This window comes from Streptomyces sp. NPDC028711, assembly GCF_055565415.1.
Genome location: NZ_JBVHUJ010000017.1, coordinates 1 through 15,843 on the forward strand (window position 1 = coordinate 1; position 15,843 = coordinate 15,843).

Consider the following 15,843-nt stretch of genomic DNA (forward strand, 5'->3'; position numbering starts at 1 on the left):
TGCAGGGGGGACCCTGTGGGAGAGTAGGACGCCGCCGAACAATCATTGTGGGAAAGCCCCGCACCTTATGGTGCGGGGCTTTTCTGCGTTCACGGCCCTTTCGGGCCCCGCTTCCGTCACGTCGGGGTGACCAGCTGGGTGTCGTACGCCAGGATCACCGCCTGGACGCGGTCCCGGGCGCCGGTTTTGGCGAGGACGCGGCCCACGTGGGTCTTCACCGTGGACTCGGCGAGGTGGAGGCGTTCCGCGATCTCGGTGTTCGTCCAGCCCTGGCCGATGACCGTGAGGATCTCGCGCTCCCGGTCCGTCAGGGACGTCAGTCGGGGGTCCTCCGGGCGCGGGGCCGTCGTGGCGGCCGGCGGCAGGTGGTGGATGTAGGCGTCCAGGAGCCGGCGGGTGAGGCTCGGGGCGACGACGGCGTCCCCGCTCGCGACCGCGCGGATGCCCGCCAGGAGTTCCTCCGGCTGGGCGTCCTTCACCAGGAAGCCGCTCGCGCCGGCGCGGAGGCCGTCGTACGCGTACTCGTCCAGGTCGAAGGTGGTGACGATCAGGATCCGGGTGCGGTCCCCGGTGGCGATGATGCGGCGGGTGGCCTCGATGCCGTCGAGGCCGGGCATCCGGATGTCCATCAGGACGACGTCGGGGTGGAAGCGGTCGACCAGGCGGATCGCCTCGGCGCCGTTCGACGCCTCGCCGACGACGGTCATGTCGTCCTGGCTCTCGAGGAGCATGCGGAAGCCGAAGCGCTGCATCGGCTGGTCGTCCACGATGAGAACGGTCGTCACGAGGGGAAGTCCTCCCGGGGGAGTCGGAGTCGGACGACCCAGCCGCCGGTCGGCAGCGGGCCGCAGTCGAGTGTGCCGTCGTAGAGGGCCGCGCGCTCGCGCATTCCCGTCAGGCCCTGTCCCTGGCCGGGGGACGAGGGCGCTTTCGCCGTTCCGGAGTCGGTGATCTCCGCCCGTACGTCCGCGGGCGTGTAGGTCAGGAGGACGGTCGCCCTCGCCCCGGGGCCCGCGTGCTTCAGGGTGTTCGTCAGGGCTTCCTGGACCACCCGGTAGACCGTCAGCTGGGCGCCCGGTGCGAGGGGTTGGGCGGCCGGTTCGTCGCGGACATCGAGGCGTACGGGCAGGCCAGCCTTTCGTACGCCGGTGATCAGGGCGTCCAGGTCGGCCAGGGTGGGCTGGGGGTCCCGTACCGCCTCCTGCTCGTCGTCGCGGAGGACGCCGAGGAGGCGGCGGAGTTCCCCGAGGGCCTCGCGGCTCGTCGTACCGATGGCGTCGAGGGCCTGGGCCGCGCGCTCGGGGTTCTTCGCCGCCGCGTACCGGCCGCCGTCCGCCAGACCGGTGATGACCGAGAGGTTGTGGCCGATGATGTCGTGCATCTCGCGGGCGATCCGGGTGCGTTCGGCCGCAGCGGCGAGCCGGACCTCCTGGTCGCGTTCGATCTCCAGGCGGCGGGCCCGGTCGACGAGGCCCGCCGTGTGGTCCCGGCGGGCGCGGACCGTGATGCCGAGGAGGGCGACGAGCGCGTACGCCCACAGGACGGGGATGACGCGCTGGTCCCAGGTCTCCCGGGAGAAGCGCAGCGCGCCCGTCACGAGGGGCGGTGCGATGAGCGCCAGGGACCACAGGAGCGCGCGGGGCGGGCGGATCAGCGCGAGGTGGAAGACAGGGAGCAACTGGAGGTACGAGGCCTGCAGGAAGGCGCCCGAGGCGTCGCTCGCGAGGGCCGCGGAGGCCATCGCCGCGAGGGCCGTCATGGGGTGGCGGCGGCGCCAGTACAGCGGCAGGGTGAAGCCCAGGCTGAGGACGGTCACGAACCAGGTGGGCAGGGACGGGTCGGGGGCGGTGTTCCGCCAGCCGCCGGCCGCGTCCACGAGGGCCGCCACCGTCCACGCGAAGGTCACGGTGGCGTCCCAGGGCCAGGGATGCCGGGTGTCGAAGGCCCGGAGCAGGGTCAGCAGGCGCTGGACGTGCCTGCTGAGTCCCGTCGGCCCGGTCGTGTGCGGCTGCTCCTCCGTGATCACCCGGTCATCATCCTCATACGTCGCGGCGGTTGAGCAACAGGGCGGGGACGGCGAGGGCCGCGGCCGCCCAGAGGAGCAGGGCGAGCAGGGCGGCGCCGGGGGAGACCGTGCCCGGCAGGGGTGTCGCGGAGCCGAGAACGCCTGCCGCCTGGGTGGGGAAGTACCGGACGGCGGTGTCCATGGCCTCGTACGGCAGCATGCCGAGGATCTCGGGGACGATGAGGACCCCGCCGACGAACGCGCCGATCGCGCCGGGCACCGAGCGGAGGGTGGCGCCGAGACCGAGGGCGATGACGCCGAGGAGGGTGACGCCGGCGGCGTTGCCCGCGACGGCGGCGAGGACGCCGTCGTCGGTGAGGGAGGCGGCCTGGTCGGTGTCGGAGAGGAAGATCTGGGCCGCGAGGAACGTCAGCAGGGCGGTGACGAAGGAGAGGGCGAAGACGGTGGCCGTGTAGACCGCTGCCTTGGCGCCCAGGACGGGGAGGCGGCGGGGGACGGCGGTGAGGGTGGCGCGGATCATGCCCGTCGCGTACTCGCCCGCCGTGACGAGGATGCCGAGGACGGCGAGGGCGATGCCGCCGAGCTGGGAGCCGTAGAGGGTGAGGACGACGGTGTCGACGTCGGAGTCGCCGCCGTCGGAGGTGTAGGTGGCGCTCATGAGGATGCCGACGCCGAGGAGGAGCGTGGTGGCGGTGAGGACGGTGATCCAGGTGGAGCGGACCGTCCACAGCTTGTGCCACTCCGAGCGGAGTACGCGCGTGTGGGTGAGGGTCGGGGTGGTGGTCACGCGGGGGCTCCCTGGTATTCGACGGAGTCGTGGGTGAGGGCCATGAACGCCTGCTCCAGGGACGGGGCATGGGGGGTGAGTTCGTGGAGGGGGACACCGTGGGCTGCGGCGGTGCGGCCGATCTCCGGTGCGTCCGGGCCGGTGACGAGGAGGGTGTCGGGGGCCTCGACGGTGATTCCGGCGCCCGGCAGCAGGGTGCGCAGCCGGGCGGCCTCTGGGGTGACGACCTTGACGGAGACGCCGCCCGAGGTGCGGACGAGCTCGTCGACCGTGGTGTCGGCGAGGAGGCGGCCCTTGCCGATGACGATGAGGTGGTCGGCGGTGAGGGCCATCTCGCTCATGAGGTGGGAGGAGACGAGGACGGTCCTGCCCTCGGCCGCCAGGGACGTGAGGAGGGTGCGGATCCAGAGCACGCCCTCGGGGTCGAGGCCGTTGACCGGTTCGTCGAGGACGACGGTGGCCGGGTCGCCGAGGAGGGCGGCGGCGATGCCGAGGCGCTGGCCCATGCCGAGGGAGAAGCCCTTCACGCGCTTGTGGGCGACGTGGGTGAGGCCGGTGAGGGCGAGGACCCGCTCCACGCGGGCGCGGGGGATGCCGTGGGTGTGGGCGAGGGCCATGAGGTGGTGGTGGGCGGAGCGGCCGGGGTGCACGGAGCGGGCTTCGAGGAGGGCGCCGACGCGGGTGAGCGGGGCGCTGTGGTGGGCGTACGGCCGGCCGTCGACGGTGGCGTGACCGCGGGACGGGGCGTCGAGGCCGAGGAGCATGCGGAGGGTCGTGGACTTTCCGGCTCCGTTGGGGCCGAGGAAGCCGGTGACGGCGCCGGGGCGGACGGTGAAACTGAGGTCCTCGACGACGGTGGTGTCCCCGTACCGCTTGGTGAGGTTCTCTGCTCGGATCATGCTTCGACGGTAGGGAGCGGGCGGTGGGGGGACGTCCGACCGGGGACGGGAGGTGGGCGGCGGGCGTCGTACCGGGGTACGACGGGGAAAAGGCCTTGTCAGCGTGGGGGGTCCTGGTCAGGATCGCGGCATGGACTATTCGATACGCACCATCCGCGCCGACGAGTGGGAGAAGGCCCGTGAGCTGAGGCTCGCGGCGCTGCGGGACCCGGTCGCGCACCTCGCTTTCCTGGACACGTACGAGGCTGCCGTGGAGCGGCCGGACTCCTTCTGGCGGGAGCGGACCGAAGGCGGGTCGGAGGACGGGCCCGGCGCGGTGCGCCAGTTCGTCGCGGAGGAGCCGGACGGGCGCTGGGTGGGCACGGTGTCGGTGCTGGTGGAGCGGGCCGGGGCCGAGCTGATCTTCGGGGCGGCCGCCGATGTCGAACAGACCCATGTCGTCGGGGTGTTCGTACGGGAGGAGGCGCGCGGCTCGGGGGTGATCGACGCGCTGTTCGAGGCGGCGGAGGAGTGGTCCTGGTCGCTGGCGGAGCCGCGGATCGAGCGGGCACGGTTGTACGTGCACGCCGAGAACACGCGGGCGCAGGCGGTGTACCGACGGCTCGGCTACACGGCGACCGGTGTACGGGTCGCGGTGCCCGGCAGCGAGGACGGGGTCGAGCTGGAGTACGAGCTGCGGCGGCCGGCCTGATCGGGCGGGTGCGGTCGGTGGCTGAGTTCAGCGGCTGGGCTTATCGGCTGAGGCCAGCGGTTGAGGTCAGCGGCTGAGCGAGGTCTCCGGCCAGCGGGATCTGGCCTGCTCGGCCGAGCGCATCAGGGCGAGCGTCGGGAGGCCCTGGGTGTGGCCGGTGGCGAGCAGCTCGGGGAGCTGGGGGAGCGGGGCCACGGCGGCGACGTCGTCGAGGACGAGCGTCAGTGGTGGGTCGAGCCGACCGTCGGATGACCGTGCGGCCATGCGGCGGCCGTGCTCGACCACGCTTGCGGCGAGTGCCGTCAGGAGCGGCATGGCGCCGGGGTGGGTGCGGGGATCCTCGATCGGTTCCCCCACCACGTAGAGGGTGCCCCCTTCGGGGAGGAAAGATGCCAGTGCCAGCGAATCCGTTCGATTCGGGGTGCAGGCCTCCCTGATGTGGATCGAGGAGAGCGCGGCGAGGGCACGGGCCGTCAGTTCCTGGGCCGTGCGGCGGCTTTCGGGGTGGGCCGTCAGGGCCGATTCCAGGAGGCCGGCGTGGCCGGAGGCGGCCTTGGGGTGGCTGCGGAGGATCCGTACCGGCTCGTGGGCGCCGGTGCCCTGGGCCCAGCGGTGGACCTGGCGGAAGGGGCGACCGTCGACGGCGGCGGCGTGCAGCCAGCAGCGCAGGAGCGTTTCCGCGGTGTCGGCGGTGGCCGCGTCGAGACGGGAGTGCGGGCGTACGGGGGCGAGCAGGGCCGCTGCCCGTTCCTTCGCGGTGTCCGGGTTCTCGCAGCCGTCCGACGGTGACCAGTGGAGCCGGGCGGGGGTGTCGCAGAGGTGGCCGGGGTCGTGGACGAGGACCGGTCCGAGCTTGCCGCGGGCGTCCTTGGTGGCGGACCAGACGGCCGGGTCGGAGGTGACGGCGAGGACCGGGCCATCGGCGTCCAGGATGGCCTGGACGGCGGCGGGGCGGCGGGTCTCCGGGGGGCCGTAGAGGGTGCGGGGGGTTCCCCTGGGGGTGGGGGCGGGGAGTGTCGGGGTGGTGGCCGGAGTCGGGATCGGGGTCGGGGTGGGGGTGGGGGCCGGCTCCGGTGTCTCCGCCGTGGCGGGCCGTCGGGGGGCCGGGGGAGTGGCCTTCCGTAGGGGTTCCTCGTACGGGGGCTCCTCGCGCGCGGACTCCTCGTACGCCGGCTCCCGGGTGTCCCGTACCGGCTCCCGGGGCGTTCCGTACGCACCCGCCTTCCTGTTCGCCCGTACCGCTCGCCAGCGGGCGATCGTGCCGAGGGCGAAGACCGCGAGGACGAGGAGGATCATCGCCTCGCCGATCAGCAGGCCCCAGAAGAGGCCGTACCCCGAGAGCTGTCCCGGTGGTGTGGCGGGCCAGGCCGCCGGGAGGTTCGTCGGGTCGGTGACCAGGGAGCGGAGGGCGGACGGCGTGCCCGTGAGGGTGATGCCGTCCGGCCAGGCGCCGTGGGAGAGCAGCCCGGCCAGGCCCGTCGCCGTCCACACCAGGACCGTGAGGCAGAGGAGGAGGCCGAACAGGCTGAGCAGCAGCCCGTCGGAGACTCCTCCTCCCTTCTGTGGAGTGTCCATCCGTCTATGCCACCGTCGACTGCGAAGTGCCGTTCATCTGCTGCTCGACGAGGATCGCCCGCTGTTCCGTCTCCCACTCCAGTTCCGGGTCGGTGACCGAGGACTCGGTCATGGCGCGGTCGGTGTAGACGAGGGGGCGTTCTCGTTCGGTGATGAGGTGTTTGACCACCTGTACGTTGCCGTTGACGTCCCAGACGGCGATGCCGGGGGTGAGGGTCGGGATGATCTCGACCGCCCAGCGGGGCAGGCCGAGGACCCGGCCCGTGTTGCGTGCCTCGTCGGCCTTCTGGGCGTAGATGGTCCGGGTGGAGGCCATCTTGAGGATCGCCGCCGCCTCCTTGGCCGCCGCTCCGTCGACGACGTCGGAGAGGTGGTGGACGACGGCGACGAAGGACAGGCCGAGGCGGCGGCCGAACTTGAGCAGGCGCTGGAACAGCTGGGCCACGAACGGGCTGTTGATGATGTGCCAGGCCTCCTCGACGAGGAAGATGCGCTTCTTCCGGTCGGGGCGGATCCAGGTGTGCTCCAGCCAGACGCCGACGATCGCCATGAGGATCGGCATGGCGATGGAGTTGCGGTCGATGTGGGAGAGGTCGAAGACGATCAGGGGGGCGTCGAGGTCGATGCCGACGGTCGTCGGTCCGTCGAACATGCCGCGGAGGTCGCCGTCCACCAGGCGGTCGAGGACGAGGGCGACGTCCAGGCCCCAGGCCCGTACATCGTCTATGTCGACGTTCATCGCCTCGGCCGATTCCGCCTCGGGGTGGCGGAGGCGTTCCACGATGTCGGTGAGGATCGGCTGGCGGTCGGTGGTGTGCTCGGTGACGTACGCGTGGGCGACCTTGAGCGCGAACCCGGAGCGCTCGTCGAGGCCGTGGCCCATCGCCACCTCGATGATCGTACGGAGCAGGGCGAGCTGCCCCGTGGTCGTGATCGAGGGGTCGAGGGGGTTGAGGCGGATCCCGGAGTCGTTGGCGACCATCGGGTCCAGGCGGATGGGGGTTATCCCCAGCTCCTGGGCGATGAGGTTCCATTCGCCGACGCCGTCCTCGCCCTGGGCGTCGAGGACGACGACCTGCCGGTCGCGGAAGCGGAGCTGGCGGAGCACGTACGTCTTCTCCAGGGCCGACTTGCCGTTGCCGGACTCGCCGAGGACCAGCCAGTGCGGGGCGGGGAGCTGCTGCCCGTACAGCTGGAAGGGGTCGTAGATGTACCCCTTGCCGCTGTAGACCTCGCGGCCGATGATGACGCCGGAGTCGCCGAGGCCCGGAGCGGCGGTCGGCAGGTAGACGGCCTGGGCCTGTCCGGTGGAGGTGCGGACGGGCAGACGGGTCGTCTCCACCTTCCCGAAGAGGAAGGAGGTGAAGGCTTCGGTGAGGACGGACAGCGGGTCTCGCATGGGTCTGTGCCCCTTCGGCCCTAGCGGCGGATGCCGGTCGCGAACGGCAAGGTGTTCACAAAGGCCCGGTGGTGCTCGCGGTCGCACCACTCCAGCTTCAGATACGACTTGCCGGCGGAGGCCCTGATCGTGCGCTTGTCCCGGGCCAGGGCCTCGGGTGAACGCGACGACACCGTGATGTACCCGACGAGGTTCACTCCGGCGGCGCCGCTGGCGAGATCTTCACCCCGCTGGTCGAGCCGGCCGTGGGCGGCGATGTCGCGCGGGTCGACCGTGCGGTTCATCTTCGCGGCGCGGCTGGCGTCGGCCTCGTCGTTGGTCTTCTCGGTGAGCATCCGCTCGATGGCGACCTCGGTGGGTTCCAGGTCCATGGTGACGGCGACCGTGCGGATGACGTCGGGGGTGTGGACGAGGAGGGGTGCGAGGAAGTTGACGCCGACCGGGGTCATCGGCCACTCCTTGACCCAGGCCGTGGCGTGGCACCAGGGGGCGCGGGTGGAGGACTCGCGGGTCTTCGCCTGGAGGTACGTCGGTTCCATCGCGTCGAGTTCGGCCGGCCAAGCGTTTCGTTTCGTCATGGCCTGGATGTGGTCGATGGGGTGGTCCGGGTCGTACATGGAGTGCACGAGGGAGGCGAGCCGGGACTGGCCGAGGGGCTGGCGGACCCGGATGTCGGCCTCGGCGAGGCGGGCGCAGATGTCGGTGAGCTCGCGGGCCATGACGACGGCGAGGCCGGCGTCGCGGTCGAGACGGCGGGCGCCGGAGGCGTGCTTGGCGGCGCGGGCCATGGCGTTGGCCTCGGCGGCGAGTTCGCGCGTGTAGTGCATGCAGGCGACGAGGTAGGCGCGGTGCTGCTCGCTGGAGGTGGAGACCATCGACTGGAGCTGTTCGTACGACTCCATGAGCCACATGGGCGCGTGCGGGTCGCCGCGCTGGGCGACGTCCTTGGCGTGTGCGTCCGGGTCGGCGGGGAGGGTGCGGGCCAGCATCTGGAGGCGGGTCACGAAGCCGTCGCCGTTGGCGACGTGCTTGAGGAGGGTGCCGAAGCGGTCGACCAGGGCCTCCTGGTCCTCGCTGTCGCGGAGGCCGACGCCGGGGCCCTCGATCTCGATGGCGGCGGTGACCGTGCGGCGGTCGGCGTGCAGGAGGACGGCGATCTCGTCGGGGCCGAAGGGGGCGGCGAGCCAGCCGACGCGGCCGATGCCCGGGGGCGGGCCGACCTCGACCTCGCGGCCGTCCAGGCGGGTGCCGGCCTCGGCGACGACGGAACGGTAGGCCGTGCCGCGCTTGAGCATCCGCTTGTAGCTGCGGTTGATCTCGAACCACTTGTAGAAGGTGCGGTGCTTGTACGGGAGGTACACGGCGGCGATCGCGAGCATGGGCAGGCCGGCGAGGAGCGCGATCCGGAGGGGGAGGAGGGGGACGAGGAGTCCGCTCATCATGCCGAGGAAGGCGCCGACGATGATCAGGGCGATCTCGCCGGTCTCGCGGTTCTTGCCGACGATCGCGTTCGGCCGGGCACGGCCCACGAGATACGTACGGCGGGGCGCGACCGGCTGGGACTGGGTCGTCAACGCCCTCCACCTCCAGAGTTCTTGCGGTTGCTGTGCGGGGTGCCCGCGGTGGGGCTGCTGCTACGGGGCGCGGGCGGGGGAGTCGCACCGCCGGCGCCGCCGCCACCGCCGCGGCTGCTGTGGGCGGCCATGCCGCCGGACATGGGGTTGGCGGGGCGGGGGCCGGAGCCCGGGGAGGACTGGCCGCCGTCGCCGCGGGAGCTGTGGGTCTTGATGCCCTGGGAGACGAGGGAGGCGGGGGAGGTCATGACGGCCGCGGCCGCGTTCTCGCCGGCGCGGTGGAGGCGGTTGTTGCGGGAGGCGGCGATCTCGTCGCCGAAGCCGGGGACGAAGCGGTAGATCATCGCGGAGGCGAAGATCGCGAGCAGGATGATCGCGAGGCCGGACACGACGGCGGAGAACGAGTCGGGGCCGGTGCCGGAGGAGAGCGCGCCGGCCAGGCCGAGGACGATCACGATGACCGGTTTGACCAGGATGATCGCGATCATGATGCCGGCCCAGCGGCGGACGTGGCCCCACATGTTCTTGTCGACGAGACCGGAGTAGACGACGACGCCGAGGAGCGCGCCGACGTACAGCATGACGGCGCGGAGGAACAGCTCCAGGTACAGCACGCCCGCGGCGACGACCGTCACCAGGGACACGATGATCAGCATGATCGGGCCGCCGCCGATGCTGTCGCCCTTCTGCAGGGCCTGCTTGAAGCTGCCGAAGAAGACGTCGGTCTGCTGGCCGGTGCCGGAGGCGATGACCTCGGTGACGGCGTCGGTGGCGTTGACGACGGTGTAGAGGATCAGCGGCGTGAAGGCGGAGGCGAGGACCGTCAGCCAGAGGAAACCGATGGCTTCGGTGAGCGCGGTGGTGAGGGGGACGCCCCGGATGGCGCGCTTGGCGACGGCGAGGAGCCAGAGGAGGAGGGTGAGGAAGGTGGAGGCGGCGAAGACGATCGCGTACCGGCCGAGGAACTCCAGGTTGGTGAAGTCGACGTCGGCGGTCTCTTTGACGGCTTTGGAGAGGTAGTCGATGGTGGCGATGGCGGCGTCGGCGCAGCCTCGGGCGAGGGAGGCGAGAGGGTCGAGGGCGGTGGTGGGGTCGGTGAGGTTGGACCTGTCGGCTCCACCGCCGGTGCCGGGGCGCTCGTTGGTGCAGTAGTCCCGTGCGGGGCCGCGAATCAGATCGCAAGGGTTGTTGCTGGTGCTCGGTTCAGGGGTGGGCGTCGGCGCGGCGAAGGCGTGTCCGGCAAGGAACACAACGGCCGTCTGGGCCACGCTGAGCGCCGCAGCGACCCTGGTGCCGCGAGGGAGGCGCTTACCGGGCATAGGTGAAGCCTCCGAACTGACCGACCGCGTCGCTCATCTCCTCCGCCGTGGAGGCCCTCTGGTCGCTGCCGACGGGCACAGGGCCGTCCTTCTGGCTGAAGTCGGTGACCTTCCAGTCGCCGTCGACCCACTGCAGTTCGTACGAGTTGGTGTACCAGGCCTCGGAAACGGGGTTCTTCGAACCTTCGCCGGCCATCCCGAACAGGGACGAGTACCAGACCGACACGGTGGCCTTGTTGTCCGTGTAGCTCTCGACCTTCGTACCCACGGGGATGATGCGGGAGATGAAGGTCAGGCCCTGGGGAGGGGTGCCGTCCTCCTGGAGACCGATTCGGCTCAGGAATCCCTTGTCGCTGTACACCTTGTCGAGATCGCTCAGCCGTTCGGTGGCCACGGCGGGTGCGTAGACCGTGGTGACGATCTCCCCGCGTACGGCGGTGTTGAACATGCCGTCCGACCCCAGTGCCACCGCGTAGTTGGACGCCGCGCTCTGGGCGCCCTGTTCGTCGTGGGGGTAGCCCGTGGGGATGGTGCCGGTCTTGCCTTGGACCGGGCGGACGCCCGTCGCTGCCGTGGGGGCCGCCTTGCCGGGGGTGTCGGTGGAGGGGCCCGCCGCGTCCGCCGGGTCGCCGCCGCCACGGTTGGCGAAGGCGATCGCCGCGACGAGGAGGACCACCACGCCCACGACCGTGATGAGGGAGCGGGAGCTGCGGACGGGGCGGCGGGCGCCGCCGTAGACGTCGCCGCTGTTGCCTTCGGGCAGGCGGGTCCGGGTCTGGCCCGAGCCGCCCACGCCGCCGAAGCTGTCGTGCTCGTCACCGGGACTCATGCCGGGTACGCCCCCTCACTGGTTCGCGGTACGGGCAGGCTGCAACATGACTGGACATCAGGGAACGCAATCTCAGGAGGATGGGGCCCGACGGGGTATCAGACGGCCATCCCGTACACGATCGTGAACAGCGTCCCCAGGGAGCCGATGATGAAGACGCCGGTCAGGCCGGCCACGATCAGGCCCTTGCCCTGCTCCGCGCTGAACGTGTCGCGGAGGGCGGTGGCGCCGATGCGCTGCTTCGCCGCTCCCCAGATGGCGATGCCGAGGCAGAGCAGGATGGCCACCGCCATCACGACCTCGATCATGATCTTGGCCTCGGCGCCCAGGCTGCCGAACGGGCCCCAGTTCGGGGCGATTCCACCGATGATGGTGGTGATGTCGCCCTTCTCTGCCGCCAGGTACATGTAACTCACCGCCCCTGTTGGGTAGTTAGTTGCCCCTGCCGGACGGCATGGGTCATCACCCTATCTTCGCTGATGAAACCGCCCGCGTGTGACGGCTTGGCGGCTCTCTTTACCCGATCCCCGCACACTTGACCGGTCTGACCGTCTTGACCTGCGGTGGTGTGGCCGGTTTCCATGCGAAGAAGCGTATGGTCACTCTGTGTATCACGGAGGGTGACTCCGGGCAATGATTGTCGTTGTTGCACTCTTGGGGCCGCGTCGGACCCGTGGGACCCGCGGCGCGTGACCGGTTCGTCGCGCACCGTCCCCGTGGGGTGCCTCGCCGCCTAGACTGACCGCCGGGGCGTACTGCCATGGGCCGAGGGGTGGTTGACGGTGCGTAGGGCTGGCAAGGCGTGGCTGGTGTCCGGGGGGATCTTCGGGATCTGTCTCGGCTTCGTCGCACTGCTCGTCGTCGGTACGTACTCCGCCGCGGCCGGTCTCATCGGCGGCGCGGGCGGTGGCAAGAACGGCACCGTGGCCCTGGCCAAGGGCTCCGTCCCGGCGCTCTATCAGGGGCTCGTGCAGCGGTGGGGGAACCTCTGCCCCGCCATCAACCCGGCCCTGCTCGCCGCCCAGCTCTACCAGGAGAGCGGCTGGAACCCGCGGGCCGTCTCCCCCGCCGACGCCCGGGGCATCGCCCAGTTCATCCCCGGCACCTGGGCAGGGCACGGCGTGGACGGCGACGGGGACGGCGACCGGGACATCTGGGATCCCAAGGACGCGATCCCGTCGGCCGCCTCGTACGACTGCGAGCTCGCCGGCTATGTGAAGGACGTGCCCGGCGATCCGACGAGCAACATGCTGGCCGCGTACAACGCGGGCGCGTACCGGGTGATCAAGCACGGCGGGGTCCCGCCGTTCACCGAGACCCGGAACTACGTGCGCATCATCCGGTCCCTGGAGAAGAGCTTCGCCCGGCCCGTGGGCCGCGTCGAGCCCTCCCGGCAGGCGGCGGGCGCGATCCATTACGCCCAGCAGAAGCTCGGCACGCCGTATCTCTGGGGCGGTACGGGCACGGCCGCGCAGAACGGCCGGTTCGACTGCTCCGGGCTCACCCAGGCCGCGTACGAGACCGTCGGGATCGAGCTGCCGCGCGTCGCCAACGACCAGTACAACGCGGGGCCGCATCCGAGCAGGGACGAGCTGCTCCCGGGCGACCTCGTCTTCTTCTCCGACGACCTGACCAACTCCCGGGCCATCCGGCACGTCGGCATCTACGTGGGCGGCGGCTACATGATCGACGCTCCGCGCACGGGGGCGGTGATCCGCTTCGACCGGATCGACACCCCGGACTACTTCGGCGCGACCCGGGTCACGGCGGAGGGCGCGGCCGCGCTTCCGACGCATCTGCCGGGTGCCTGACCGGAGGAGACGGACCGTCCGGTCGTACCGGAGATGGCCGGAACTCTCCGTCATGCGGTGGCCCTGAGCTGCGGTGAACCGTCACTCTTCGATAACGTCAGCATGATCCACCGGAGAGAGCGGAACGTGCGCCTCACGCGGTTCGTTCCCTGATCCGACCGCTCTGACCACGGGGGTTGGAAAACACAGACACGAGAGCAAGGGGCCTCAGCAGATGGCTGGACTCGCATCGGACGGTTCGAACCCCGATGTCAGCCTGCTCTACGACATCAACGGGCTGGCCAAGGCCGCCCCTCCGTGGTTCGACCGCGTCATGGAGTTCGTCGGCGAGTACGGGATCATGCTCGCGATGGCCCTCGTCTGCCTGTGGTGCTGGTGGAGCGTCCGCCGCCGTGGCACCCTCGCCGACTCCGTCTCGGCCGTCGCCGGGCTCGTGTGGGCCCCGCTGGCCGCCGGTGTCGCCCTCCTGGTGAACATCCCCATCCGGGGCTTCGTCGAGCGTCCCAGGCCGTTCAAGGACCACCAGGGGCTCGAGGTCCTCATCGACGGGAAGACCGACTTCTCCTTCGTCAGCGACCACGCCACCCTGGCGATGGCCCTCGGCGTCGGCGTCTTCGTCGCCCACCGCAGGTTCGGTCTTGCCGCCATCGGTCTCGCCCTCACCGAGGGCTTCGCGCGGGTCTACATGGGCGTCCACTACCCGACGGACGTGATCGGCGGCTTCGCCCTCGGTACGGCGGTCGCGCTGCTCCTCGCCCCGCTCGCCCTCGCGCTGCTCACCCCGGTGGTCTCCGCCGTCGCCCGCTCGGGCCGCGGCGCCGTGCTCGTCCGCTCCCGCCTGGCCGACGCGCGGCGGCGACCGGAGGCGGTCGGCATCCCCGAGCCACGGGTCGGCGGCCCGGCCCCCGGCACGGACCGGAACGACCTAGCGGCCTGATCCGCAAGGGAAGGACCTCGCGGCCCGGTCGGGGCAAGCCCGATCGGGGCCGTACCCCTCAGGAGTCTCCGCCGCCCGCCGTACGGACGTGGTCCGCCGCGTCCGTACGGGCCCGGTCCCTGGACCGTCGTGCGGGGCCCGACCAGCCGCAGCTGCAGCGTGCCAGCGCGAACGAGCCGCGCTCCGTCGTCGTGGCGGTGTGATGAGTGGACTGCGCGTGCACACCCCCACCGTACTGCGCGTGACGGCACGCCCCGACCGTCGTTATGCGGATCGGGTCTCCCCCGGCCCGTGGGCCCGGGGAAGGGCGGTTCCCGGGCGAACAGCGGTGAGGCGTTGGGGGTTGGCAGGCGATGGTGGTGCAGGGGTACGGGCGTCCTGGCGCTCGCGCGAGCGGGGCGTTCGCCGTCACCGCCGTCCTGGTCGGCTCGCTCGTCGGGACCGCGGCGGTCACCGGGTGCGCCGCCCCCGAGGACCCGAAGCCCACGGTCGATCCCGTGCTCGCCGTACGGGGCGCGGCCGACGCGCTGACGAAGGCCGGCACCTCCAAGGCGAGCACCTCCATGGAGATGGCCACGGGCGGGACCCGGGTCACCATCCGGGGCGAGGGCGGCTACGACTTCCGGCGCCGCACCGGGCGGCTCCAGGTGGTGCTGCCGAAGGACCCGGCCGGGGCCGGTGAGCACCGCCCGATCACCGAACTCCTCACTCCCGGCGCCCTCTACATGAAGAACCGGGGGGCCGGGGTGCCCGCCGACAAGTGGGTCCGGGTCGACACCACCGCCCTCGACGACGGGAACCTCGTCACGGGCGGGGCCACCGACCCGGCCGCGGCGGCGGAGCTGCTCCGGGGCGCCCGGAAGGTCACGTACCTCGGCGAGGTCGAGCTGGCAGGGGTGAAAGTCAGCCACTACCGGGGGATCGCCGACATCGCCCACGCGGCCAGGGTCGCCTCGCCGCAGCTGCGCGGGCCGCTCGCCGCGGCGGCGAAAGGGTTCGCCACGGACACCGTGCCCTTCGACGCCTACCTCGACGGGGAGGGGCGGCTGCGGAAGGTGCGCCACCAGTTCAGCTTCAGCAACCAGGGCCGTACGGTCGCGGTCGCGTCGACGACGCTCCTTTACGGCTTCGGTGTGCGGGTCGAGGTGACGCTGCCGGACCGCCGGGACATCTACGCCGGGAAGATCAAGGCCTGACCTGGCCCGGTGCTGGTGTGGACCATCGGCAAATGGTCCGGACGTGTCATGCGCGGTGCGTGTCGCCGTCCCTACGCTGGGAGACCGCTGGGAGACCGACGCCGGCAGGAAGAGGTGGATGCGCGTGGCCCCGCCCGGTACAGCAACCGTGCCCGCAGACCCGGACTGCGTCGCCCTCGCCGAGATCGAACTGTGCGGAGAGCTGATCATCGCCGCGTCGGCCGCGGACGGGGAGCGGCTCAGCGCCGACCGGATCGACGAGGTGCTGCGGGTGGCGGCGGAGCGGGCCGTGAAGGAGCGCTGACGGGCGCGGGCCGGTCCGTCTCCCCTCGTACGGTCCGGCGACGCCCCTCGGCATCGTTCAGGTGCGGAGCATCCGGGCGATGGCCTTCGTGGCCTCCTCGACCTTGGCGTCGATGCCCTCGCCGGTCGCCGCGGCGTCGGCGACGCAGTGCCGCAGGTGCTCCTCGAGGAGCTGGAGCGCGAAGGACTGGAGCGCCTTCGTGGAGGCGGAGACCTGAGTGAGTATGTCGATGCAGTAGACGTCCTCGTCGACCATCCGCTGCAGTCCGCGGATCTGGCCCTCGATCCGGCGGAGCCGCTTGAGGTGCTCGTCCTTCTGCTTGTGGTAGCCGTGCACGCCGTGCCCGTGGTCGGCCGGCCCGACGGCCTCGACGGCCTCGGGGGTGACCTGGTCCGCCTCGGTGGTCGTCATCGCGTCCTCCCGTTGTCCATTAAGGGGGGTATACCCCTCGTGGGTATATGGTACCGATCCCCGCCGATCCGGGCGGGGGTCCGTG

The 15,843-nt window shown here is 71.5% G+C and carries 17 protein-coding genes; 5 read left to right on the plus strand and 12 right to left on the minus strand.

Annotated features, from left to right (window positions below):
- Nucleotides 1-116: 116 nt before the first annotated feature.
- From ACZ4VK_RS34860 to ACZ4VK_RS34875, 4 genes are read right to left on the minus strand one after another with little or no spacing between them, the layout of a single operon-like run.
- Nucleotides 117-785 (minus strand): response regulator, encoded by a 669-nt coding sequence (locus tag ACZ4VK_RS34860; RefSeq protein ID WP_468361393.1) that lies wholly within the window; start codon nt 783-785, stop codon nt 117-119.
- The gene (locus tag ACZ4VK_RS34865; protein WP_468361396.1) at nt 782-2,026 is read right to left on the minus strand and encodes a sensor histidine kinase; all 1,245 of its coding nucleotides are present in this window, start codon (nt 2,024-2,026) and stop codon (nt 782-784) included. The genes ACZ4VK_RS34860 and ACZ4VK_RS34865 overlap by 4 nt, the downstream gene beginning before the upstream one ends.
- Before the next feature lie 13 nt (nt 2,027-2,039).
- Complete coding sequence (locus ACZ4VK_RS34870) at nt 2,040-2,813, minus strand: ABC transporter permease (RefSeq protein WP_468361399.1); 774 nt, start codon at nt 2,811-2,813, stop codon at nt 2,040-2,042.
- Entirely contained in the window at nt 2,810-3,712 is a 903-nt protein-coding gene (locus tag ACZ4VK_RS34875) for an ABC transporter ATP-binding protein (RefSeq protein WP_468361402.1), read from the minus strand. Before ACZ4VK_RS34875 ends, ACZ4VK_RS34870 begins: the two co-directional genes overlap by 4 nt.
- A 130-nt stretch (nt 3,713-3,842) precedes the next feature.
- On the opposite strand from ACZ4VK_RS34875, the gene ACZ4VK_RS34880 reads away from it, so the two are divergent.
- Nucleotides 3,843-4,403 (plus strand): GNAT family N-acetyltransferase, encoded by a 561-nt coding sequence (locus ACZ4VK_RS34880; protein WP_468361405.1) that lies wholly within the window; start codon nt 3,843-3,845, stop codon nt 4,401-4,403.
- Nucleotides 4,404-4,469: 66 nt separating this feature from the next.
- Here ACZ4VK_RS34880 and ACZ4VK_RS34885 read toward each other — a convergent pair whose 3' ends face one another.
- From ACZ4VK_RS34885 to ACZ4VK_RS34910, 6 genes are all read right to left on the minus strand, one after another.
- Nucleotides 4,470-5,978, minus strand: a complete 1,509-nt coding sequence (locus ACZ4VK_RS34885; RefSeq protein ID WP_468361408.1) for a type IV secretory system conjugative DNA transfer family protein — start codon at nt 5,976-5,978, stop codon at nt 4,470-4,472.
- 4 nt (nt 5,979-5,982) lie between these two features.
- On the minus strand, nt 5,983-7,377 hold the full coding sequence (locus ACZ4VK_RS34890) for an ATP-binding protein (protein ID WP_468361411.1): 1,395 nt from the start codon (nt 7,375-7,377) through the stop codon (nt 5,983-5,985).
- A gap of 20 nt (nt 7,378-7,397) precedes the next feature.
- Nucleotides 7,398-8,951 carry an SCO6880 family protein gene (locus ACZ4VK_RS34895; RefSeq protein ID WP_468361413.1) on the minus strand — a complete coding sequence of 518 codons (1,554 nt, stop codon included), beginning with the start codon at nt 8,949-8,951 and terminating at the stop codon, nt 7,398-7,400.
- Nucleotides 8,948-10,270 carry a hypothetical protein gene (locus ACZ4VK_RS34900; protein WP_468361416.1) on the minus strand — a complete coding sequence of 441 codons (1,323 nt, stop codon included), beginning with the start codon at nt 10,268-10,270 and terminating at the stop codon, nt 8,948-8,950. The genes ACZ4VK_RS34895 and ACZ4VK_RS34900 overlap by 4 nt, the downstream gene beginning before the upstream one ends.
- Nucleotides 10,260-11,099, minus strand: coding sequence for a DUF8175 domain-containg protein (locus ACZ4VK_RS34905; RefSeq protein WP_468361419.1), 840 nt, complete (start codon nt 11,097-11,099; stop codon nt 10,260-10,262). Before ACZ4VK_RS34905 ends, ACZ4VK_RS34900 begins: the two co-directional genes overlap by 11 nt.
- A gap of 98 nt (nt 11,100-11,197) precedes the next feature.
- On the minus strand, nt 11,198-11,506 hold the full coding sequence (locus ACZ4VK_RS34910; RefSeq protein ID WP_017242359.1) for a hypothetical protein: 309 nt from the start codon (nt 11,504-11,506) through the stop codon (nt 11,198-11,200).
- 402 nt (nt 11,507-11,908) lie between these two features.
- Here ACZ4VK_RS34910 and ACZ4VK_RS34915 point away from each other — a divergent pair, with 402 nt between their 5' ends.
- Both ACZ4VK_RS34915 and ACZ4VK_RS34920 read left to right on the plus strand, forming a co-directional pair.
- The gene (locus tag ACZ4VK_RS34915) at nt 11,909-12,910 is read left to right on the plus strand and encodes a C40 family peptidase (protein ID WP_468361422.1); all 1,002 of its coding nucleotides are present in this window, start codon (nt 11,909-11,911) and stop codon (nt 12,908-12,910) included.
- Nucleotides 12,911-13,124: 214 nt separating this feature from the next.
- Nucleotides 13,125-13,847 (plus strand): phosphatase PAP2 family protein, encoded by a 723-nt coding sequence (locus ACZ4VK_RS34920; RefSeq protein ID WP_468361425.1) that lies wholly within the window; start codon nt 13,125-13,127, stop codon nt 13,845-13,847.
- Between the two features lie 58 nt (nt 13,848-13,905).
- Here ACZ4VK_RS34920 and ACZ4VK_RS34925 read toward each other — a convergent pair whose 3' ends face one another.
- Nucleotides 13,906-14,070: a hypothetical protein gene (locus ACZ4VK_RS34925; RefSeq protein ID WP_468361428.1), complete on the minus strand. Its 165-nt coding sequence runs from the start codon at nt 14,068-14,070 to the stop codon at nt 13,906-13,908.
- A 130-nt stretch (nt 14,071-14,200) separates the two neighbouring features.
- On the opposite strand from ACZ4VK_RS34925, the gene ACZ4VK_RS34930 reads away from it, so the two are divergent.
- Together ACZ4VK_RS34930 and ACZ4VK_RS34935 are read left to right on the plus strand one after the other, a co-directional pair.
- Complete coding sequence (locus tag ACZ4VK_RS34930; protein WP_468361431.1) at nt 14,201-15,043, plus strand: SCO4651 family lipoprotein; 843 nt, start codon at nt 14,201-14,203, stop codon at nt 15,041-15,043.
- A gap of 118 nt (nt 15,044-15,161) precedes the next feature.
- Nucleotides 15,162-15,347, plus strand: coding sequence for a hypothetical protein (locus ACZ4VK_RS34935; protein ID WP_468361434.1), 186 nt, complete (start codon nt 15,162-15,164; stop codon nt 15,345-15,347).
- Nucleotides 15,348-15,404: 57 nt separating this feature from the next.
- Here the strand turns inward: ACZ4VK_RS34935 and ACZ4VK_RS34940 are convergent, their stop codons facing one another.
- Nucleotides 15,405-15,758, minus strand: coding sequence for a metal-sensitive transcriptional regulator (locus tag ACZ4VK_RS34940; protein WP_389684593.1), 354 nt, complete (start codon nt 15,756-15,758; stop codon nt 15,405-15,407).
- Nucleotides 15,759-15,843: the final 85 nt, after the last annotated feature.

What these genes read in the sequence shown, in the direction of transcription:
- ACZ4VK_RS34875 (WP_468361402.1), bottom strand. Translation starts at nt 3,712, where the DNA reads ATGATCCGAGCAGAGAACCTCACCAAGCGGTACGGGGACACCACCGTC.
- ACZ4VK_RS34880 (WP_468361405.1), top strand. Translation starts at nt 3,843, where the DNA reads ATGGACTATTCGATACGCACCATCCGCGCCGACGAGTGGGAGAAGGCC.
- ACZ4VK_RS34885 (WP_468361408.1), bottom strand. Translation starts at nt 5,978, where the DNA reads ATGGACACTCCACAGAAGGGAGGAGGAGTCTCCGACGGGCTGCTGCTC.
- ACZ4VK_RS34890 (WP_468361411.1), bottom strand. Translation starts at nt 7,377, where the DNA reads ATGCGAGACCCGCTGTCCGTCCTCACCGAAGCCTTCACCTCCTTCCTC.
- ACZ4VK_RS34900 (WP_468361416.1), bottom strand. Translation starts at nt 10,270, where the DNA reads ATGCCCGGTAAGCGCCTCCCTCGCGGCACCAGGGTCGCTGCGGCGCTC.
- ACZ4VK_RS34905 (WP_468361419.1), bottom strand. Translation starts at nt 11,099, where the DNA reads ATGAGTCCCGGTGACGAGCACGACAGCTTCGGCGGCGTGGGCGGCTCG.
- ACZ4VK_RS34910 (WP_017242359.1), bottom strand. Translation starts at nt 11,506, where the DNA reads ATGTACCTGGCGGCAGAGAAGGGCGACATCACCACCATCATCGGTGGA.
- ACZ4VK_RS34920 (WP_468361425.1), top strand. Translation starts at nt 13,125, where the DNA reads ATGGCTGGACTCGCATCGGACGGTTCGAACCCCGATGTCAGCCTGCTC.
- ACZ4VK_RS34930 (WP_468361431.1), top strand. Translation starts at nt 14,201, where the DNA reads ATGGTGGTGCAGGGGTACGGGCGTCCTGGCGCTCGCGCGAGCGGGGCG.
- ACZ4VK_RS34935 (WP_468361434.1), top strand. Translation starts at nt 15,162, where the DNA reads ATGCGCGTGGCCCCGCCCGGTACAGCAACCGTGCCCGCAGACCCGGAC.
- ACZ4VK_RS34940 (WP_389684593.1), bottom strand. Translation starts at nt 15,758, where the DNA reads ATGACGACCACCGAGGCGGACCAGGTCACCCCCGAGGCCGTCGAGGCC.